14 protein-coding genes are annotated in these 17131 nt (G+C 59.0%); 9 read left to right on the top strand and 5 right to left on the bottom strand.

Annotated features, from left to right (window positions below):
• Positions 1-247 precede the first annotated feature (247 nt).
• Positions 248-469, top strand: a complete 222-nt coding sequence (gene cspD, locus ACLH1U_RS15395; protein ID WP_002896516.1) for a cold shock-like protein CspD — start codon at positions 248-250, stop codon at positions 467-469.
• Positions 470-545: 76 nt separating this feature from the next.
• Here the strand turns inward: cspD and macB are convergent, their stop codons facing one another.
• The 3 genes from macB to ACLH1U_RS15380 form a co-directional block, all read right to left on the bottom strand.
• Positions 546-2486 (bottom strand): macrolide ABC transporter ATP-binding protein/permease MacB, encoded by a 1941-nt coding sequence (gene macB / locus ACLH1U_RS15390; RefSeq protein WP_023289005.1) that lies wholly within the window; start codon positions 2484-2486, stop codon positions 546-548.
• A complete protein-coding gene (macA, locus tag ACLH1U_RS15385; protein WP_023289004.1) occupies positions 2483-3598 on the bottom strand; it encodes a macrolide transporter subunit MacA in 1116 nt (371 codons plus the stop codon). Before macA ends, macB begins: the two co-directional genes overlap by 4 nt.
• 146 nt (positions 3599-3744) lie before the next feature.
• Positions 3745-5403 carry an ATP-dependent endonuclease gene (locus ACLH1U_RS15380; RefSeq protein WP_023289003.1) on the bottom strand — a complete coding sequence of 553 codons (1659 nt, stop codon included), beginning with the start codon at positions 5401-5403 and terminating at the stop codon, positions 3745-3747.
• A gap of 418 nt (positions 5404-5821) precedes the next feature.
• On the opposite strand from ACLH1U_RS15380, the gene aqpZ reads away from it, so the two are divergent.
• The 4 genes from aqpZ (at position 5822) to hcr (ending at position 10307) form a co-directional block, all read left to right on the top strand.
• On the top strand, positions 5822-6517 hold the full coding sequence (aqpZ, locus tag ACLH1U_RS15375; RefSeq protein ID WP_004201355.1) for an aquaporin Z: 696 nt from the start codon (positions 5822-5824) through the stop codon (positions 6515-6517).
• A gap of 115 nt (positions 6518-6632) precedes the next feature.
• Positions 6633-7532: a lysine exporter LysO family protein gene (locus tag ACLH1U_RS15370; protein WP_023289001.1), complete on the top strand. Its 900-nt coding sequence runs from the start codon at positions 6633-6635 to the stop codon at positions 7530-7532.
• Positions 7533-7675: 143 nt separating this feature from the next.
• On the top strand, positions 7676-9328 hold the full coding sequence (gene hcp / locus ACLH1U_RS15365) for a hydroxylamine reductase (RefSeq protein WP_032455260.1): 1653 nt from the start codon (positions 7676-7678) through the stop codon (positions 9326-9328).
• Between the two features lie 10 nt (positions 9329-9338).
• A complete protein-coding gene (gene hcr, locus ACLH1U_RS15360; protein ID WP_032455254.1) occupies positions 9339-10307 on the top strand; it encodes an NADH oxidoreductase in 969 nt (322 codons plus the stop codon).
• An 86-nt stretch (positions 10308-10393) separates the two neighbouring features.
• Here hcr and ACLH1U_RS15355 read toward each other — a convergent pair whose 3' ends face one another.
• Positions 10394-10828 (bottom strand): DoxX family protein, encoded by a 435-nt coding sequence (locus ACLH1U_RS15355; RefSeq protein ID WP_032455253.1) that lies wholly within the window; start codon positions 10826-10828, stop codon positions 10394-10396.
• A 151-nt stretch (positions 10829-10979) separates the two neighbouring features.
• Between ACLH1U_RS15355 and poxB the strand changes: the two genes are divergently transcribed.
• The 4 genes from poxB (at position 10980) to ACLH1U_RS15335 (ending at position 16292) form a co-directional block, all read left to right on the top strand.
• On the top strand, positions 10980-12698 hold the full coding sequence (gene poxB, locus ACLH1U_RS15350; RefSeq protein ID WP_023288997.1) for a ubiquinone-dependent pyruvate dehydrogenase: 1719 nt from the start codon (positions 10980-10982) through the stop codon (positions 12696-12698).
• Between the two features lie 38 nt (positions 12699-12736).
• The gene (gene ltaE, locus ACLH1U_RS15345; protein WP_023288996.1) at positions 12737-13738 is read left to right on the top strand and encodes a low-specificity L-threonine aldolase; all 1002 of its coding nucleotides are present in this window, start codon (positions 12737-12739) and stop codon (positions 13736-13738) included.
• 10 nt (positions 13739-13748) lie between these two features.
• Positions 13749-15191, top strand: a complete 1443-nt coding sequence (locus tag ACLH1U_RS15340; protein ID WP_072421365.1) for an SDR family oxidoreductase — start codon at positions 13749-13751, stop codon at positions 15189-15191.
• A gap of 87 nt (positions 15192-15278) precedes the next feature.
• Positions 15279-16292 (top strand): NAD-dependent epimerase/dehydratase family protein, encoded by a 1014-nt coding sequence (locus tag ACLH1U_RS15335; protein ID WP_065881864.1) that lies wholly within the window; start codon positions 15279-15281, stop codon positions 16290-16292.
• Here ACLH1U_RS15335 and ACLH1U_RS15330 read toward each other — a convergent pair.
• On the bottom strand, positions 16289-17119 hold the full coding sequence (locus tag ACLH1U_RS15330) for an N-acetylmuramoyl-L-alanine amidase (RefSeq protein WP_049014687.1): 831 nt from the start codon (positions 17117-17119) through the stop codon (positions 16289-16291). The genes ACLH1U_RS15335 and ACLH1U_RS15330 overlap by 4 nt on opposite strands.
• Between the last annotated feature and the right edge of the window lie 12 nt (positions 17120-17131).

The raw sequence follows: 17131 nt of genomic DNA, 5'->3' as shown, positions 1-17131 counted from the left end.
TACAACAGATCATAGATAACTATCATCTATCGCTTCTATCCGCGACGGCTGTCACATTCCCCGGCAATAGCGTTAACTGCTTCAAATTTTGACGCATTTTTCGCCGCTCCCCCTCCTCAATCGCTTGACGCGTTTTCGTATTTCTCTAAATTGTAGTGGCGAGAGTTGGCGAGCAATTGAACAACTCGTCACTCCACCACCGGTTCATTCCATCTTACTAATAAAGATTTACGAAGGATGTCGAAGTATGGAAATGGGTACTGTTAAGTGGTTCAACAATGCCAAAGGGTTCGGTTTTATCTGCCCTGAGGGCGGCGGCGAAGACATTTTCGCCCATTACTCCACCATCCAGATGGATGGTTACAGAACGCTAAAAGCCGGACAAGCCGTTCGGTTTGATGTTCACCAGGGGCCAAAAGGCAACCACGCCAGCGTGATCGTCCCTGTGGAAGCGGAAACGGCTGCATAACTCTTTTGCTTCATTGTGTACATCCTGCTAATAAAATGCCAGTCCTTCTGACTGGCATTTTTATTTCTCATCCCGACTACTCCCGCGCCAGGGCATCCACCGGATCGAGCCGCGCCGCATTGCGCGCCGGCAGCCACCCAAACAGCACCCCGGTTAACGTCGAACAGAGAAACGCTGTCACCAGCGCCAGCGGCGAAAAACCGATCTCCCAGCCGGGGAGAAACAGCTGCAGAATAAACGCAATCATCAGCGACAATGTCACCCCCAGCGCGCCGCCGACCAGGCAAACCAGCACCGCTTCGATGAGAAACTGCTGCAGCACATCGCTGGCCCGGGCGCCAACCGCCATGCGGATGCCTATCTCACGCGTCCGTTCGGTCACCGACACCAGCATAATATTCATCACGCCAATCCCGCCGACCACCAGGGCGATCACCGCCACCAATGTGAGGAACAGCTGTAAGGTATGTGTGGTCCTTTCGGCGGTTTTCAAGATGCTGTCCATATTCCAGGTGAATACATCTTTTTTACCATGCCGCAGCTCCAGCAAACGCAGCAGCTGCTTTTCAGCGGTGTCGCTGTCATAGCCTTCATGAACGCGGACGGTGATCGAGTTCAGCCACGACTGGCCCATCACCCTTCCCGCCATGGTGGTGTAGGGCAACCAGACGCGGAGAATTTTACTGCTGCCGAACATCGACTGCTTTTCATCCGCAACGCCAATCACCGTGGCCGGCATATTGCCCACCAGAATCACCTCGCCCACCACTTTCGCTTTGTTGGGAAACAGCTGGCGACGGGTATTGCTGTCGAGCACCACCACCTGCGCCCGGCTGTTGAGCTGCAGCTCATTAAAGGTATTGCCCTCGCTAAAGGTCATGCCGTAAACATTAAAGTATTGCGGCCCCACCCCTTCCGCGCTGGCGGCTACGTCAATATTGTTGGCGCGCAGACGCAGGCTTTTTGACACCGCCGGCGTAGCGGAACGCACCCACGGCTGTTTCTGGATCGCCAGCAAGTCGTCATACTTCAGCGCCTGTTGATAACGCGGGTCGTCATCGCCAAAATCCTTGCCAGGGTAGACGTCAATGGTATTGGTGCCTATCGCGCGAATATCTGCCAGCACCATCTGTTTGGCGGCATCGCCCACCACGACGATCGACACCACCGAGGCAATCCCAATAATAATGCCGAGCATGGTCAGCAGGGTGCGCATTTTATTCGCCGCCATCGCCCGCCAGGCCATGACCAGCGCCTCGCGAAAGCCGCTGGTGAACTGACGCCACGCCGAGGGCTCCTCCTGCTGACGGGCGCGCAGCCCACCGCCCTGGCGGCTGGCGGAGGGGTTGCGGACGATTTCGCCATCGCGGATCTCGACGATCCGCTCCGCCTGAGCGGCGACCTGCGGATCGTGAGTGACAATGATGACCGTGTGCCCCTGCGCTTTCAGCTGGTGCAGGATCGCCATCACCTCTTCGCCGGAATGGCTGTCCAGCGCGCCGGTCGGCTCATCGGCGAGGATCACTTCCCCACCGTTCATCAGGGCGCGGGCGATACTGACCCGCTGCTGTTGGCCGCCGGACAGCTGCGACGGCTGATAGTCGGCGCGATCGCCAAGCCCCAGGCGCACCAGCAGCTCATGAGCGCGCGCCAGGCGCGCCCGCCGTTCACTGCCGGCATACACCGCCGGCACTTCGACGTTCTGCGCGGCGGTCAGATGCGACAGCAGGTGATAGCGTTGAAAGATAAAACCAAAGTGTTCCCGCCGCAGACGGGCCAGCGCATCGCCATCCAGCTGCGCAATATCGGTTCCCGCCACCCGATAGGTGCCGCTGGTGGGTTTATCAAGGCAGCCAAGGATGTTCATCAGTGTTGATTTACCCGAGCCGGAGGCGCCCACGATCGCCACCATCTCCCCGGCATGGATACTGAGGGTGATCCCCTTGAGGACCTCAACGCTGCCGTCGCCGGAAGGATAGCTGCGACGAATATCACGCAGCTCGAGCAGGGCCGTCATTTTGCCGCCCCGCTCGCGCTCTCGCCGACGATCACCTCATCCCCCTCTTCAAGTCCCTGCACCACCGCGACGTCGGTATCATTGCGCGCGCCAATGACAATCTCACGCTCTTTGACCTCGCCGGTACGCAACAGCCGGACGTGGTAGCGGTTATCACCGACCGCATCGCCCAGGGCGCTCAGCGGGATGGTGATCACGTTCTTCACCTCGGCCAGTTGAATATGCACCTGCGCGGTCATGTCGAGGCGCAGGATCCCCTGCGGGTTCGGGACCTCGAAGCGGGCATAATAGAAGATGGCGTCGTTGACTTTTTCCGGCGTCGGCAGAATGTCCTTCAGCTTGCCTTCATAGCGGGTTAACGGGTCGCCCAGCACGGTAAACCACGCCTTTTGACCCGGTCTGAGATGGATGACATCCGCTTCGGAGACCTGCGCTTTAACCAGCATGGTGCTGAGGTCCGCCAGGGTCAGAATGTTCGGCGCCTGCTGGGCAGCGATCACCGTCTGTCCCTGCAGGGTGGTAATTTGCGTCACTTCGCCAGCCATCGGCGCCAGGATCCGCGTGTAGTCGAGGTTGGTCTTCGCGGTGTCGAGCGTCGCCTGGTTGCGCTTAATTTGCGCTTCAATGGTGCCGATTTGCGCCTGTTTCACCGCCAGGTCGGTGGCCGCGGTATCGAGGTCCTGTCGCGAGACCAGCTGGCGCTGCGCCAGCTGCTGCTGACGGGCCAGGGTCACCTGCGCCAGCTTACTCTCCGCGCGCGCCTGATTGAGCTGGGCGCGCAGTTCCATCAACGTCGCTTCCACCTCTTTGATCTGGTTTTGCGCCTGCTCAGGATCGATAACCCCCAGCAGTTGGTCCTTTTTGACCTTATCGCCGATATTCACGTGCAGCGTCTTCAGCTGTCCGCTGACCTGGGCGCCGACGTCAACTTTTCGCAGGGCATCCAGCTTGCCGGTAGCCAGCACGCTCTGCTGGAGATCGCCTTTGCGCACCACCAGTGTCTGGTAGTGCGGCAGCGGCGCGTTGAGGATCCGCCATCCCCAGACAGCCAGACCCAGCACCACGATCGCCAACAGCCACCAGACGGTCCTGCGTTTTCCCTTCAATTTCATATTCCGATTCCTGCTGTTTCCCTGCCGATCCAGGCGGTGATTCTATCGAAACCCGTTGGCAACAGAACATCCATTTTTCGCGCCAATGACGTTTTGTTTAGCTGCCGGAGAGCTTTGCGCCGCCGAGCCCCCCGACGGCGAAGAGATTAATCGGCGCGACCGCGGGCCAGCCACAGTACCCGCGAGAACATTTTTTTCAGCAGCGTCGGCACTGCGTCCACCCCACGGCGGCCGGCTTCCATTGCCACCTCAATCGCCAGGTCCGGCTTGGATGAACGATGAATGGCCTTGGTGATCACCCGCCGCATATTCATGGGCACATTATCCGGGATCTGCGCCACCCGGTGGTAAACGTCATCAAATCCCTGACGATACATAAAGTGTTCCATATCCAGCGCCGGCAGAGTGGTCAGATGGTCGCGCTCCAGCTCGCGATCGTTATTCAGCAGGCCGCGTACGGTCGCAGCATATTTTTTCCCTGCCTCATCGCCGTCCACCAGCACGTGCCACTGGATCCCCATCCGGCGGGCGAATTTGATCAACGGCTTCAGGCCCGACTGGGCGAATTCAATGACTTTCACCCCTTCAGCATCAAAATGATGGCCGCACTGGCGGGCCAGTTCGTTGATAACCCAGGTTTCCGTCTCCCCCTCCACCAGCAGCCAACAGCGGGCGAAGAGCGATGAGGCGCGATTGAAGCGGATATGAAAGGCAATGCGCCGACTCTCTTCGGCATTCATTCCGCCGGGCCCCAGCCGCCATGCCGACACCCGCGCCGATTCACGCACCAGCCGACACACCTGCTCCACCGGCGTCAGGGACAGCAGCTCTCCGGAGTTGGTGGTGGTCACCCGCTGCAACGGCAGCAAATTCAGCAGATGCCAGGCGACGGAGAGCATGATCGGATGCAGGCGGGTCTCGGGATCTTCAATCAACAGCAGCGGCCGCGCGTCGCGATCGAGGCGCACCGTCCCTTTCGCCTGCAGCAGGGTGGCGAACAGCCCCAGCAGGATCACCCGATGGCTGCGCCCGCCGGGCTTGTCGATCATCCGGTTGATAATATCCAGATAACGCCAGCTACGCTGTTCATCATGGGAACGCCGCCGCATCAGGCGATGTCGCGTCTGGGCGCTGCTTTGCTCGGCAAAATAATGCTCCAGCAGCTGCACCATGGCCGACAACCCCTCGCGGATCTGACCGTCGGATAAATTTTGCGGGTGGCTGACCAGTTCGCGGGACAGAAAATCCAGCTGGCGGGCGGTGATCTCTATCTGCGGCGAGTGCGGTACCGTTCCGTTATGAATGCGCCGCATAAAGCGCGCGTCGCGCAGACGCAGCACCGGCATCAAACGCACCAGGTGTCTGGCCAGCTCATCGATATCCTCCAGCGCCAGCGCTTCGCCTTCGCCATCGATAAAACTGCGCAGGGTCATCACGCTGTCATCATCGGCGAGTTCGCCTTCCAGGCGGTAGAACACCCGGTGATACCCGTCATCACAGGGCACCCAACAGCGCTGAAGCGGACGGAAACGCCGCACCCGATGGCGTCCCGGCTCCGTTTCGCGGAAGGTCAGAATAATATGCAAATGGTGCTCGCGCCCCTGGATGTCGCCCGCGGGGAACCAAAAGTCATCGCGAACAAAGTGATAAAGATCGAACTCTGGCGACAAAAGCAGGGTCAGCGCATCAAGCAGACTGGACTTCCCCCACGCGTTCTCCCCGATCAGGACGTTATTTTGCTCGAGCATCAACGACAGACGATTGATACCGCGAAAACCGACGATTTCTACGCGCTCAAGAAGCATATCCCCTCCGCTACACCACCACTCTCCTTCAGTAATCAACAGTATAGCGAGGGCGGCGGCAAGATGACACTCCGCTTAGTCACCTCGCGCATCCTATTCAGGAGGTTAAATATATTCATAAAATTACACACTTACCGCCTATTAACCGCTGTTGATTATTCATCGAACAAAATAGTTTTATTTCAGACGTTATGTTCTACACTATTGATAATCTTGGATGGATATAGGAATAGTTAAACTGGCAAAAGCAATCCCTTCACCTTGCCCTAAATCAAATAATATCAATATATTTAACTGGCTCTGGGATGGCGATTATCTCTAGAATAACGCCGCTTTATTTTTATCGTCGTCCCTTATCACGATAAATAAAGAACGGCACGGTCCGCTCGTGCGCGTAAACATTTAAATTGAGGTGGTTATGTTCAGAAAATTAGCAGCCGAATGCTTCGGCACCTTCTGGCTTGTATTTGGCGGCTGCGGTAGCGCCGTCCTTGCCGCAGCATTTCCCGAGCTGGGTATCGGTTTTGCCGGCGTGGCGCTGGCATTTGGTTTAACCGTATTAACCATGGCGTATGCGGTTGGCCATATTTCCGGCGGTCATTTCAACCCGGCGGTGACCTTAGGCCTGTGGGCCGGCGGTCGTTTCCCGGCGAAAGAGGTCATTGGCTATATTATCGCCCAGGTGGTCGGCGGAATTATTGCCGCCGCGGTGCTGTACGTGGTGGCCAGCGGTAAAGCCGGCTTTGATGCCGCCGCCAGCGGTTTTGCCTCCAACGGCTATGGCGAACACTCCCCGGGCGGCTTCTCTATGCTGTCGGCTATCGTTATTGAAATCGTACTGACCTGCGGCTTCCTGCTGGTTATCCATGGCGCTACCGACAAACACGCGCCTGCGGGCTTCGCGCCGATCGCTATCGGCCTGGCGCTGACCCTCATCCATTTGATCAGCATTCCGGTCACCAACACCTCGGTCAACCCGGCGCGCAGCACCGCGGTGGCGATTTTCCAGGGCGGTTGGGCGCTGCAGCAGCTGTGGCTGTTCTGGGTCATGCCGATCGTCGGCGGGATCCTCGGCGGCGTGCTGTACCGCACTCTGCTGGAAAAACGCGATTAATCTTTTCTAAAGCCCGGGTCCCCGGGCTTTTTCTTTCTGGCGACAGCTTTACTCTGCCCGGCTATTTGGATAGTGTCATGAGCGCTATTCTCATCATGCAAGGGTTGCATCGTTCATGTTCTCGGGACTGTTCATCATTCTGTTGCCGCTGGTCGTCGGCTATTTACTGCCTCTTCGTCACTCCTCCGCGTTAAAACTGATTAACCGGATGCTGAGCTGGATTGTCTATGTGATCCTCTTTTTTATGGGTATCAGCCTGGCGTTTCTCGACAATCTGGCCAGCAATCTGCTGGCGATATTGCATTACGCCGCGGTGAGCGTGGTCATCATTTTACTGTGTAATATTACCGCTCTGCTGTGGCTGGAAAGAAAAATGCCCTGGCGCAGTCTGCATCGTCAGGAGAAATTACCCTCGCGCCTGGCCATGGCCCTGGAATCACTCCAGCTGTGCGGTGTGGTGGTGCTCGGTTTCTTGCTTGGCCTGACCGGCCTGTCTTTTTTACAACACGCCACCGAAGCCAGCGAATATACGCTGATCTTTCTCCTGTTCCTCGTCGGTATTCAATTACGCAATAATGGAATGAGTCTGCGACAAATAGTCCTTAACCGGCGGGGAATGATCGTCGCCGTGGTGGTCACGGCCAGTTCATTACTCGGCGGCATCCTCAACGCCTTTATTCTGGATTTGCCGCTAAAGACCGGTCTGGCGATGGCCAGCGGCTTCGGCTGGTATTCACTCTCCGGTATTTTACTGACCGAATCCTTTGGCCCGGTGATCGGCAGCGCGGCGTTCTTTAACGACCTGTGCCGCGAGCTGCTGGCCATCATGTTAATTCCGGGCCTGATTCGCCGTAGCCGCTCCACGGCGCTGGGGCTGTGCGGCGCCACCTCCATGGACTTCACCTTACCGGTGCTGCAGCGTTCCGGCGGCGTGGAGATCGTCCCTGCCGCCATCGTGCACGGTTTTCTGCTGAGCCTGCTGGTCCCGATCCTGATCGCCTTTTTTGCCGCCTGAGCAGGCGCTGGCGGCAGACTTCCTGCCGCCAATTTTGCGCTAAATCAATCTCCCTTTAAGTTGTATCAGAAATACCTTTTCTCCTCACGCGCTCGGGCATAACCTTAAACATGTATATCAAATATAACTTTAAAGGTGTGACCATGTTTTGTGTGCAATGTGAACAAACCATTCGTACCCCGGCCGGCAACGGCTGCTCATACGCGCAGGGGATGTGCGGTAAAACAGCGGAAACCTCCGATCTACAGGATCTGCTGATTGCGTCACTGCAAGGCCTCTCCGCCTGGGCGCTCAAGGCCCGCGAATATGGCATTATCGACCACGACGTCGATGGCTTTGCGCCGCGCGCTTTTTTCTCTACGCTGACTAACGTTAACTTCGACTCCCCGCGTATCGTTGGCTATGCGCGCCAGGCTATCGCCATGCGTGAAGCGCTTAAAGCGCAGTGCCTGAACATTGATGCCCACGCGACGGTTAACAATCCGATGGCCGCTCTGCAACTGGCTAGCGACGATCTCGGCGACCTGCAGCGTCAGGCGGCGGAATTTACTCCGAACAAAGACAAAGCGGCCATCGGCGACAACATTCTCGGCCTGCGCCTGCTGTGCCTGTACGGCCTGAAAGGCGCTGCGGCTTATATGGAGCACGCGCACGTTCTCGGCCAGTACGACAACGACATCTACGCCCAGTACCATAAAATCATGGCATGGCTGGGTACCTGGCCTGCCGATATGAACGCGCTGCTGGAGTGCTCAATGGAGATCGGCCAGATGAACTTCAAAGTCATGAGCATTCTGGACGCCGGTGAGACCAGCAAATACGGTCATCCGACCCCAACCCAGGTCAACGTTAAAGCGACCGAGGGCAAGTGCATCCTGATCTCCGGCCATGACCTGAAAGATCTCTATAACCTGCTGGAGCAGACCGAAGGCACCGGCGTTAACGTCTATACCCACGGGGAAATGCTGCCGGCGCACGGCTATCCGGAGCTGCGTAAATTCAAACACCTGATTGGGAACTACGGCAGCGGCTGGCAGAACCAGCAGGTGGAGTTCGCCCGCTTCCCGGGCCCCATCGTCATGACCTCTAACTGCATCATCGACCCCACCGTCGGCGCCTACGACGATCGTATCTGGACCCGCAGCATCGTCGGCTGGCCGGGCGTGAACCACCTGGAAGGTGAAGACTTCGCGCCGGTTATCGCCCAGGCGCAGCAGATGGCTGGCTTCCCGTACAGCGAAATCCCGCATCTGATCACCGTCGGCTTTGGCCGTCAGACCCTGCTCGGCGCGGCGGACACACTGATCGATCTGGTCAGCCGGGAAAAACTGCGTCACATTTTCCTCGTCGGCGGCTGCGATGGCGCCCGCGGGGAACGTAACTATTTCACCGATTTCGCCACCAGCGTGCCGGACGACTGCCTGATCCTGACCCTGGCCTGCGGTAAATACCGCTTCAACAAGCTGGACTTCGGCGATATCGAAGGCCTGCCGCGTCTGGTGGATGCCGGGCAGTGCAACGATGCCTACTCGGCGATTATTCTGGCGGTCACGCTGGCGGAAAAACTGGGCTGCGGCGTCAACGATCTGCCGCTGTCGCTGGTGCTTTCCTGGTTCGAGCAGAAAGCGATCGTCATCCTGCTGACGCTGCTGTCTCTCGGCGTGAAAAACATTGTCACCGGCCCGACGGCGCCTGGCTTCTTCACTCCGGATCTGCTGGCTATCCTCAATGAGAAGTTTGGTCTGCGTTCCGTGACCACCGTGGAACAAGATATGCAGCAGCTGCTGAGCGCGTAAGGAGTCCCTGATGACCATGCCAACCTCACAATGCCCGTGGCGAATGCAGGTGCATCACATCCATCAGGAAACGCCGGATGTGTGGACCGTTTCATTGCTCTGCCATGACTATTATCCGTACCGTGCCGGGCAGTACGCCCTGGTCAGCGTGCGTCATTCGGCAGAGACCCTGCGCGCTTACACTATTTCGTCCACGCCGGGCGTCAGCGAATATATTACGTTGACCGTTCGCCGTATTGACGATGGCGCGGGCTCACAGTGGCTCACCCGCGACGTAAAGCGCGGCGACTATATCTGGCTGTCCGACGCGATGGGGGATTTCACCTGCGAGGATAAAGCGGATGATAAGTTCCTGCTGCTGGCCGCTGGCTGCGGCGTCACGCCGATCATGTCGATGCGCCGCTGGCTGGCGAAGTACCGTCCGCAGGCCGACGTGCAGGTGATCTATAGCGTTCGTTCGCCGGAGGATGTGATCTTTGCCGAAGAGTGGCGCAACTATCCGGTTACCCTGGTGGCGGAGCACCACGCGACGCACGGTTTTGTCGCCGGCCGTCTGACCCCGGAACTACTGCAGAGCGTACCGGATATCGCCAGCCGCACCGTGATGACCTGCGGGCCAGCGCCGTATATGGAGAAAGTTGAACAGGACGTTGCCGCCCTGGGTGTTACCCGCTTCTTTAAGGAGAAGTTCTTCACCCCGGTGGCGGAGGCCGCCACCAGCGGGCTGAAATTCACCAAACTGCAGCCGGCGCGAGAATTTTACGCGCCGGTGGGCACCACCCTGCTCGATGCGCTGGAGAGCAATCAGGTGCCGGTGACCGTCGCCTGCCGCGCCGGCGTCTGCGGCTGCTGCAAAACCAGAGTCGTTTCCGGGGAGTATAGCGTCACCAGCACCATGACGCTGACCGACGGCGAAATCGCCGACGGCTATGTGCTGGCCTGCTCCTGTCACCCGCTGGGCGATCTGGTTCTGGCCTGACCTTAAAAGGCCGGATGACGCTATGCTTATCCGGCCTCTGTTTCTGCTTTACGTCGTACGCAGTTGTTCCGCCTTTCGGCGCATGGCTATCGCCAGACCGACTGACCGGCCAGCGAGTAACGCCCGGCGCCCAAAAGCGCAATCGCCAGCGCGCCAACAAAGAAATAGACCAGATTCTCAATCGCCCACGCGCCCACCGCATCAAGCGCAAACGTCTTGCCGAGACCGACCATCAGCCACGCCACTACCATGGTGAAAGCCAACACCAGCGCCGCTGGGCGCGTCAGGATGCCGACAATCAACAAACAGGGGGCAACCACTTCCCCCACCAGCACACCGTAGGCGATAAACCCCGGCAACCCCTTCGCCACCAGCATCCCGCTGATGCCGTCCACGCCATCCAGCAGCTTGTGCAAACCGTGAAACAGCATTAACCCGCCGACGGCGAGTCGTAACAAGAGTTTACCGGCATCTTCATGCGACAGCGTTCTGTTTACTGTGTTTAACAATCCCTTAACCATTTGATGTGCTTCCTGTTTTACACCCTGTGAGACCCCAGAGTATGCCCAATACTTCAGCAATAAAACCAGCGAAAAATTGAGGGAAATCGGCAACGTACGCTGCAGTTTCATCTAAGCTTGAAGGCGTTATCAAAAAAAGGAGATGGAGATCATGAAACAAACCGTGGCCGCATACATTGCCAAAACGCTGGAACAGGCCGGCGTGAAACGTATCTGGGGCGTCACCGGCGATTCCCTCAATGGATTGAGCGATAGCCTGAACCGCATGGGCACCATCGACTGGATGGCCACCCGGCACGAAGAGGTCGCTGCTTTCGCCGCCGGCGCGGAGGCGCAACTGACCGGCGAACTGGCGGTCTGCGCCGGTTCCTGCGGTCCGGGTAACCTGCACCTGATCAACGGTCTGTTTGACTGTCACCGCAACCATGTCCCGGTGTTGGCGATTGCCGCCCACATCCCTTCCAGCGAGATTGGCAGCGGCTATTTCCAGGAGACCCATCCCCAGGAGCTGTTCCGCGAATGCAGCCACTACTGCGAGCTGGTCTCCACCCCGGAGCAGATCCCGCAGGTGCTGGCGGTGGCGATGCGTAAGGCGGTGATTAACCGCGGCGTATCGGTGGTGGTTCTGCCCGGCGACGTGGCGCTGAAAGCCGCCCCGGAGAGCGCCAGCAGCCACTGGTACCATGCGCCGTTGCCGACGGTCTCCCCGGCCGACGAGGAGCTGCGCAAGCTGGCGCAGCTTATCCGCTACTCCAGCAATATCGCGCTCATGTGCGGTAGCGGCTGCGCCGGCGCCCACCAGGAGCTGGTGGAGTTCGCAGCAAAAATTAAAGCCCCCATCGTCCATGCGCTGCGCGGTAAAGAGCATGTGGAGTATGACAACCCGTATGATGTGGGCATGACCGGGCTGATTGGCTTCTCTTCTGGCTTCCACACCATGATGAATGCCGACACTCTGATCCTGCTCGGCACCCAGTTCCCCTATCGCGCCTTCTATCCGACCGACGCCAAAATTATTCAGATCGACATTAACCCCGGCAGCATCGGCGCGCACAGTAAGGTTGATATGGCGCTGGTGGGCGACATCAAATCAACGTTAAAGGCGCTGCTGCCGCTGCTGGAAGAGAAAACCGATCGCCGCTTCCTCGATAAGGCGCTGGAGCACTATCGCGACGCGCGAAAAGGACTCGACGATCTGGCGAAGCCCAGCGAGAAGGCGATCCACCCGCAATATCTGGCGCAGCAGATCAGCCATTTTGCCGATGAAGACGCCATTTTCACCTGCGATGTCGGCACCCCGACCGTCTGGGCGGCACGCTATCTCAAGATGAACGGCAAACGCCGCCTGCTGGGTTCATTCAACCACGGCTCCATGGCCAACGCCATGCCGCAGGCCATTGGCGCCAAGGCCACCGCGCCGGAGCGTCAGGTGGTGGCCATGTGCGGCGACGGCGGGTTTAGCATGCTGATGGGGGATTTTCTGTCGCTGGCGCAGATGAAGCTGCCGGTGAAAATTATCATCTTTAACAACAGCGTGCTGGGTTTCGTGGCGATGGAGATGAAGGCCGGGGGCTATCTCACCGACGGCACAGAGCTGCACGACACCAACTTCGCCCGCATCGCCGAAGCCTGCGGTATTAAAGGTATTCGCGTTGAGAAAGCCGCCGAGGTGGATGAAGCGCTGCAGACCGCCTTCCGCACCGACGGTCCGGTGCTGGTCGACGTCGTGGTCGCCAAAGAGGAGCTGGCGATCCCGCCGCAGATCAAGCTGGAGCAGGCGAAAGGCTTTAGCCTGTATATGCTGCGGGCGATCATCAGCGGGCGCGGCGATGAAGTCATCGAACTGGCGAAAACCAACTGGCTCAGGTAAAACAGAAGCAATACTCTGAACCAGAACAAGGAAAAGCCGTGATCGATCTGCGCAGTGATACCGTTACCCGTCCCGGGCGCGCCATGTTGGAAGCCATGATGGCCGCCCCGGTCGGGGACGATGTGTATGGCGACGACCCTACCGTCAATGAACTTCAGCGCTACGCCGCCGACCTGGCCGGCAAAGAGGCGGCGCTGTTTCTGCCCACCGGCACCCAGGCCAACCTCGTCGGCCTGCTCAGCCACTGCCAGCGCGGCGAAGAGTATATCGTCGGCCAGGGGGCGCATAACTATCTGTACGAAGCCGGCGGGGCGGCGGTTCTCGGCAGTATTCAGCCGCAGCCGATTGACGCCGCGGCGGACGGCTCGCTGCCGCTGGATAAAGTCGCAGCGAAAATCAAACCTGACGATATCCATTTTGCCCCGACCCGCCTGCTGAGCCTGGAAAACACCCATAACGGTAAGGTGCTGCCGCGCGACTATCTCCAGGAAGCCTGGGCGTTTACCCGCCAGCGCGATCTGGCGCTGCACGTCGACGGCGCGCGCATCTTTAACGCCGTGGTCGCCTACGGCTGTGAGCTGCGCGATATCGCCCAGTACTGCGACTCCTTCACCATCTGCCTGTCAAAGGGGCTTGGCGCCCCGGTTGGCTCGCTGCTGGTCGGCAGTGAGGCGTACATTCGCCGCGCCGTTCGCTGGCGGAAAATGGTCGGCGGCGGGATGCGCCAGGCGGGCATTCTGGCCGCCGCCGGGCTGTACGCGCTGAAAAATAACGTGCAGCGCCTGCAGGAGGATCATGATAACGCCGCGTGGATGGCGGATCAGCTGCGCGCCATCGGCGCCGACGTCACCCGTCACGATACCAACATGCTGTTCGTTCGCGTCGGTGATGAACAGGCCCGGGCGCTCGGCGAGTTTATGCAGGCGCGCGGCGTGCTGATCAACGCCTCGCCCATCGTCCGTCTGGTCACTCACCTGGATGTCAATCGTCAGCAGTTGAGCGAAGTGGTCGCCCACTGGCAGGCTTTTTTACAACGCTAAGGAGTCAGGCGTGTCGCAATCGGTTTTGGTGCTCGGCGCCAGCGGCTATATTGGTCAGCATTTAGTCCGCGAATTAAGCGCACGGGGTTATCCGGTGCTGGCGGCGGCGCGCCATACCGACCGACTGCAAAAACTCGCTTTGCCCGGCGTCACCTGCCGGTCAGTCGATCTCAATCAGCCGCAGGCTCTGCCTGCGCTGCTCACAGGTATCGATACCCTTTACTATCTGGTACACGGCATGGGCGAAGGCGGCGATTTTATCGCCCATGAGCGTCGGGTGGCGACGCATGTTCGCGATGCCCTGCGCCAGACGCCGGTGCGTCAGATTATCTTTCTCAGCTCGCTGCAGGCTCCAGCGCAGGAGCAGTCCGACCATCTGCGCGCTCGTCAGGTCACCGGCGATCTCCTGCGCGAGTCGGGCGTGCCGGTAACCGAGCTGAGGGCCGGAATTATCGTCGGCGCCGGCTCCGCCGCCTTCGAGGTGATGCGCGACATGGTCTATAACCTGCCGGTGCTGACCCCCCCGCGCTGGGTGCGTTCGCGTACCACCCCTGTCGCGCTGGAAAACCTGCTCGTTGACCTCGTTGAGCTACTGAATCACCCTTCCGACGCGCACCGCGTCTTCGAAGCCGCCGGTCCGGAGGTGTTAAGCTATCAGCAGCAGTTCATTCGCTTTATGGCCGTCAGCGGCAAACACCGCCCGCTCATTCCGATTCCCCTGCCGACGCGCTGGATCTCGGTGTGGTTCCTCAATGTCATCACCTCGGTGCCGCCGACCATCGCCAAAGCGCTAATTCAAGGGTTGAAGCACGATCTGATCGCCGATGACCGGGCGCTGCGGGCGCTGATCCCGCAAACGCTGGTCCCCTTCGATCAGGCGGTTCGCCGCACCCTGAAAGAAGAAGAGCAGCTGGTAAACTCCAGCGACTGGGGCTACGACGCCCAGGCTTTCGCCCGCTGGCGACCGGAGTATGGCTATTATCCGAAACAGGCAGGCTGCACCATCACCACTCAGGCGAGCCGCAAAGCCCTGTGGCAGGTCGTTAACCAAATCGGCGGTAAAGAGGGATATTTTTTCGGCAATCTGCTGTGGAAAACCCGCGGCGCGATGGATCTGCTGGTCGGCCACCGGCTGGCCAAAGGGCGACCGCAGCGCGACTATCTGCAGACCGGCGATACGGTCGACAGCTGGAAGGTGATTATCGTGGAGGAAGAAAAACAGCTCACTCTGCTGTTCGGCATGAAAGCGCCGGGACTGGGCCGGTTAAGCTTTACCATTAACGATAAAGGCGATCGTCGTGAACTGGACGTCCGCGCCTGGTGGCACCCGCACGGTATGCCGGGCCTGGTCTACTGGCTGCTGATGATCCCGGCGCACCTGTTTATTTTCCGCGGTATGGCGCAACGCATCGCCCGGTTGGCCGAACAAATCTCAGGCAGAGTCGAAGGATAAGCATTATTCTTTCATGATTCTCATTGCATAGTCGGGAGAATCACGGAAAAATGCGCACGAAATTCTTTTCTGGGACAGTAGAGTAATATGAAGGTACTGGTTACCGGTGCGACCAGCGGATTAGGCCGCAACGCAGTGGAATATCTGCGCAACAAGGGCATCAGCGTGCGAGCGACCGGGCGCAACGAAGCGATGGGTAAGCTTCTGAGCAAAATGGGGGCGGAATTCATCCCGGCAGATTTAACCGAGCTGGTCTCTTCGCAGGCTAAAGTGATGCTCGCCGGTATCGATACCCTGTGGCACTGCTCAAGTTTCACCTCGCCCTGGGGCACGCAACAGGCTTTCGATCTCGCTAACGTCCGCGCCACGCGCCGCCTCGGCGAATGGTCGGTAGCATGGGGCGTACGCAATTTCGTCCATATCTCTTCGCCCTCGCTCTATTTTGATTATCACCACCATCGCGATATTCAGGAAGATTTCCGCCCGCACCGCTTCGCCAATGAGTTTGCCCGCAGCAAGGCGGCCAGCGAAGAGGTGATCAACCTGCTGGCGCAGGCCAACCCGCACACCCGTTTTACCATTTTGCGCCCGCAGAGCCTGTTCGGGCCGCACGATAAAGTCTTTATTCCCCGGCTGGCGCAAATGATGCAGCACTACGGCAGCGTCCTGTTGCCGCGGGGCGGCAGCGCGCTGGTCGATATGACCTATTATGAAAATGCCGTCCACGCGATGTGGCTGGCGAGCCAGCCGACCTGCGATCATCTTCCCTCCGCCCGCGCGTGGAATATCAGCAATGGCGAACCGCGCACTCTGCGCAGCATCGTGCAGAAACTGATCGATGAGCTGGGCATCAAATGCCGGATCCGTTCAGTTCCCTACCCGATGCTGGATATTATCGCCCGCAGCATGGAGCGTTTTGGCGATAAAACGGCCAAAGAGCCGGCCTTTACCCACTACGGCGTCTCTAAACTTAATTTTGATTTTACGCTCGATATCACGCGCGCGCAGGATGAGCTGGGCTATCAGCCGGTGGTGACGCTGGACGACGGGATTGTGCGTACCGCCGCCTGGTTACGCGACCACGGTAAACTTCACCGCTAACCCTGGCCATATTTCTCTAACAGCGCCTCGGCTATCGCTTCGGTTTGCGCATCCGCTACGCCATCCCAGCGCTGGGGGCGGAAGTGCATCTGGAAGGCGATAATTACCCGTTTCTTCTGCGCGGGAGTCATCTCCGGCGTGACCTGATAGCCGTAGCGCGCCAGCAAATCCAGCACCTCCTCAGGGTCCACTGGCTCACTGGGCGGCCGCCCGTTCAGATAAAAAGCCACCCGCTGCTCGTCCGGCCAGGCGCCAATCCCCTGCTGCGCCAGCTGTTGCCAGGGGAACAACGGCCCCGGATCGTCTTTGCGCTGCGGGGCGATATCGGCATGGGCCACCACGTTCTGCGGCGCGATGTGGTAGCGGGTGATAATATCGCGCGCCAGCGGGATCAGGGCCGCGATCTGTTCCGGGTGAAAGGGGGTAAAGCTTTTACCTCCCGCGGTCTTCTGCCAGCCGCGGTTTTCCAGTTCAATACCGATGGAAGTATCGTTGATGCGCGTGCTGCCGCGCCAGTAGCTGACACCGGCATGCCAGGCCAGATCCTCTTCCGGCACCAGCTGCCAGATCCGCGGTTTATCATGGTGGCGCGGCGGCTGTTCAGGAATTAAATAGTGGGAGCTGACCTCTTTATCGGTCAGGGTCGCCAGAGAAGTATCAAAGTTGTCTGCCGTATAGTGGATCACCAGCACTTTTATTCGCGGATAGGCCGCCTGCGCCGGATGGCGGGTGTCCAGCTGGTATCCATCGCGATCGATAATCCCTTTTTCGCCGGCACAGCCGCTTAGCAGTAACGCCAGCAGCGCGATCAGCGCAATCCGTGTCATTCTTTCATCCTT

It is taken from the genome of Klebsiella sp. 1SOBk5mer (assembly GCF_046603115.1).
In the GTDB taxonomy this organism is placed as follows: Bacteria; Pseudomonadota; Gammaproteobacteria; order Enterobacterales; family Enterobacteriaceae; genus Klebsiella; species Klebsiella quasipneumoniae.
This window is presented reverse-complemented; position numbering and strand designations above follow the sequence as displayed.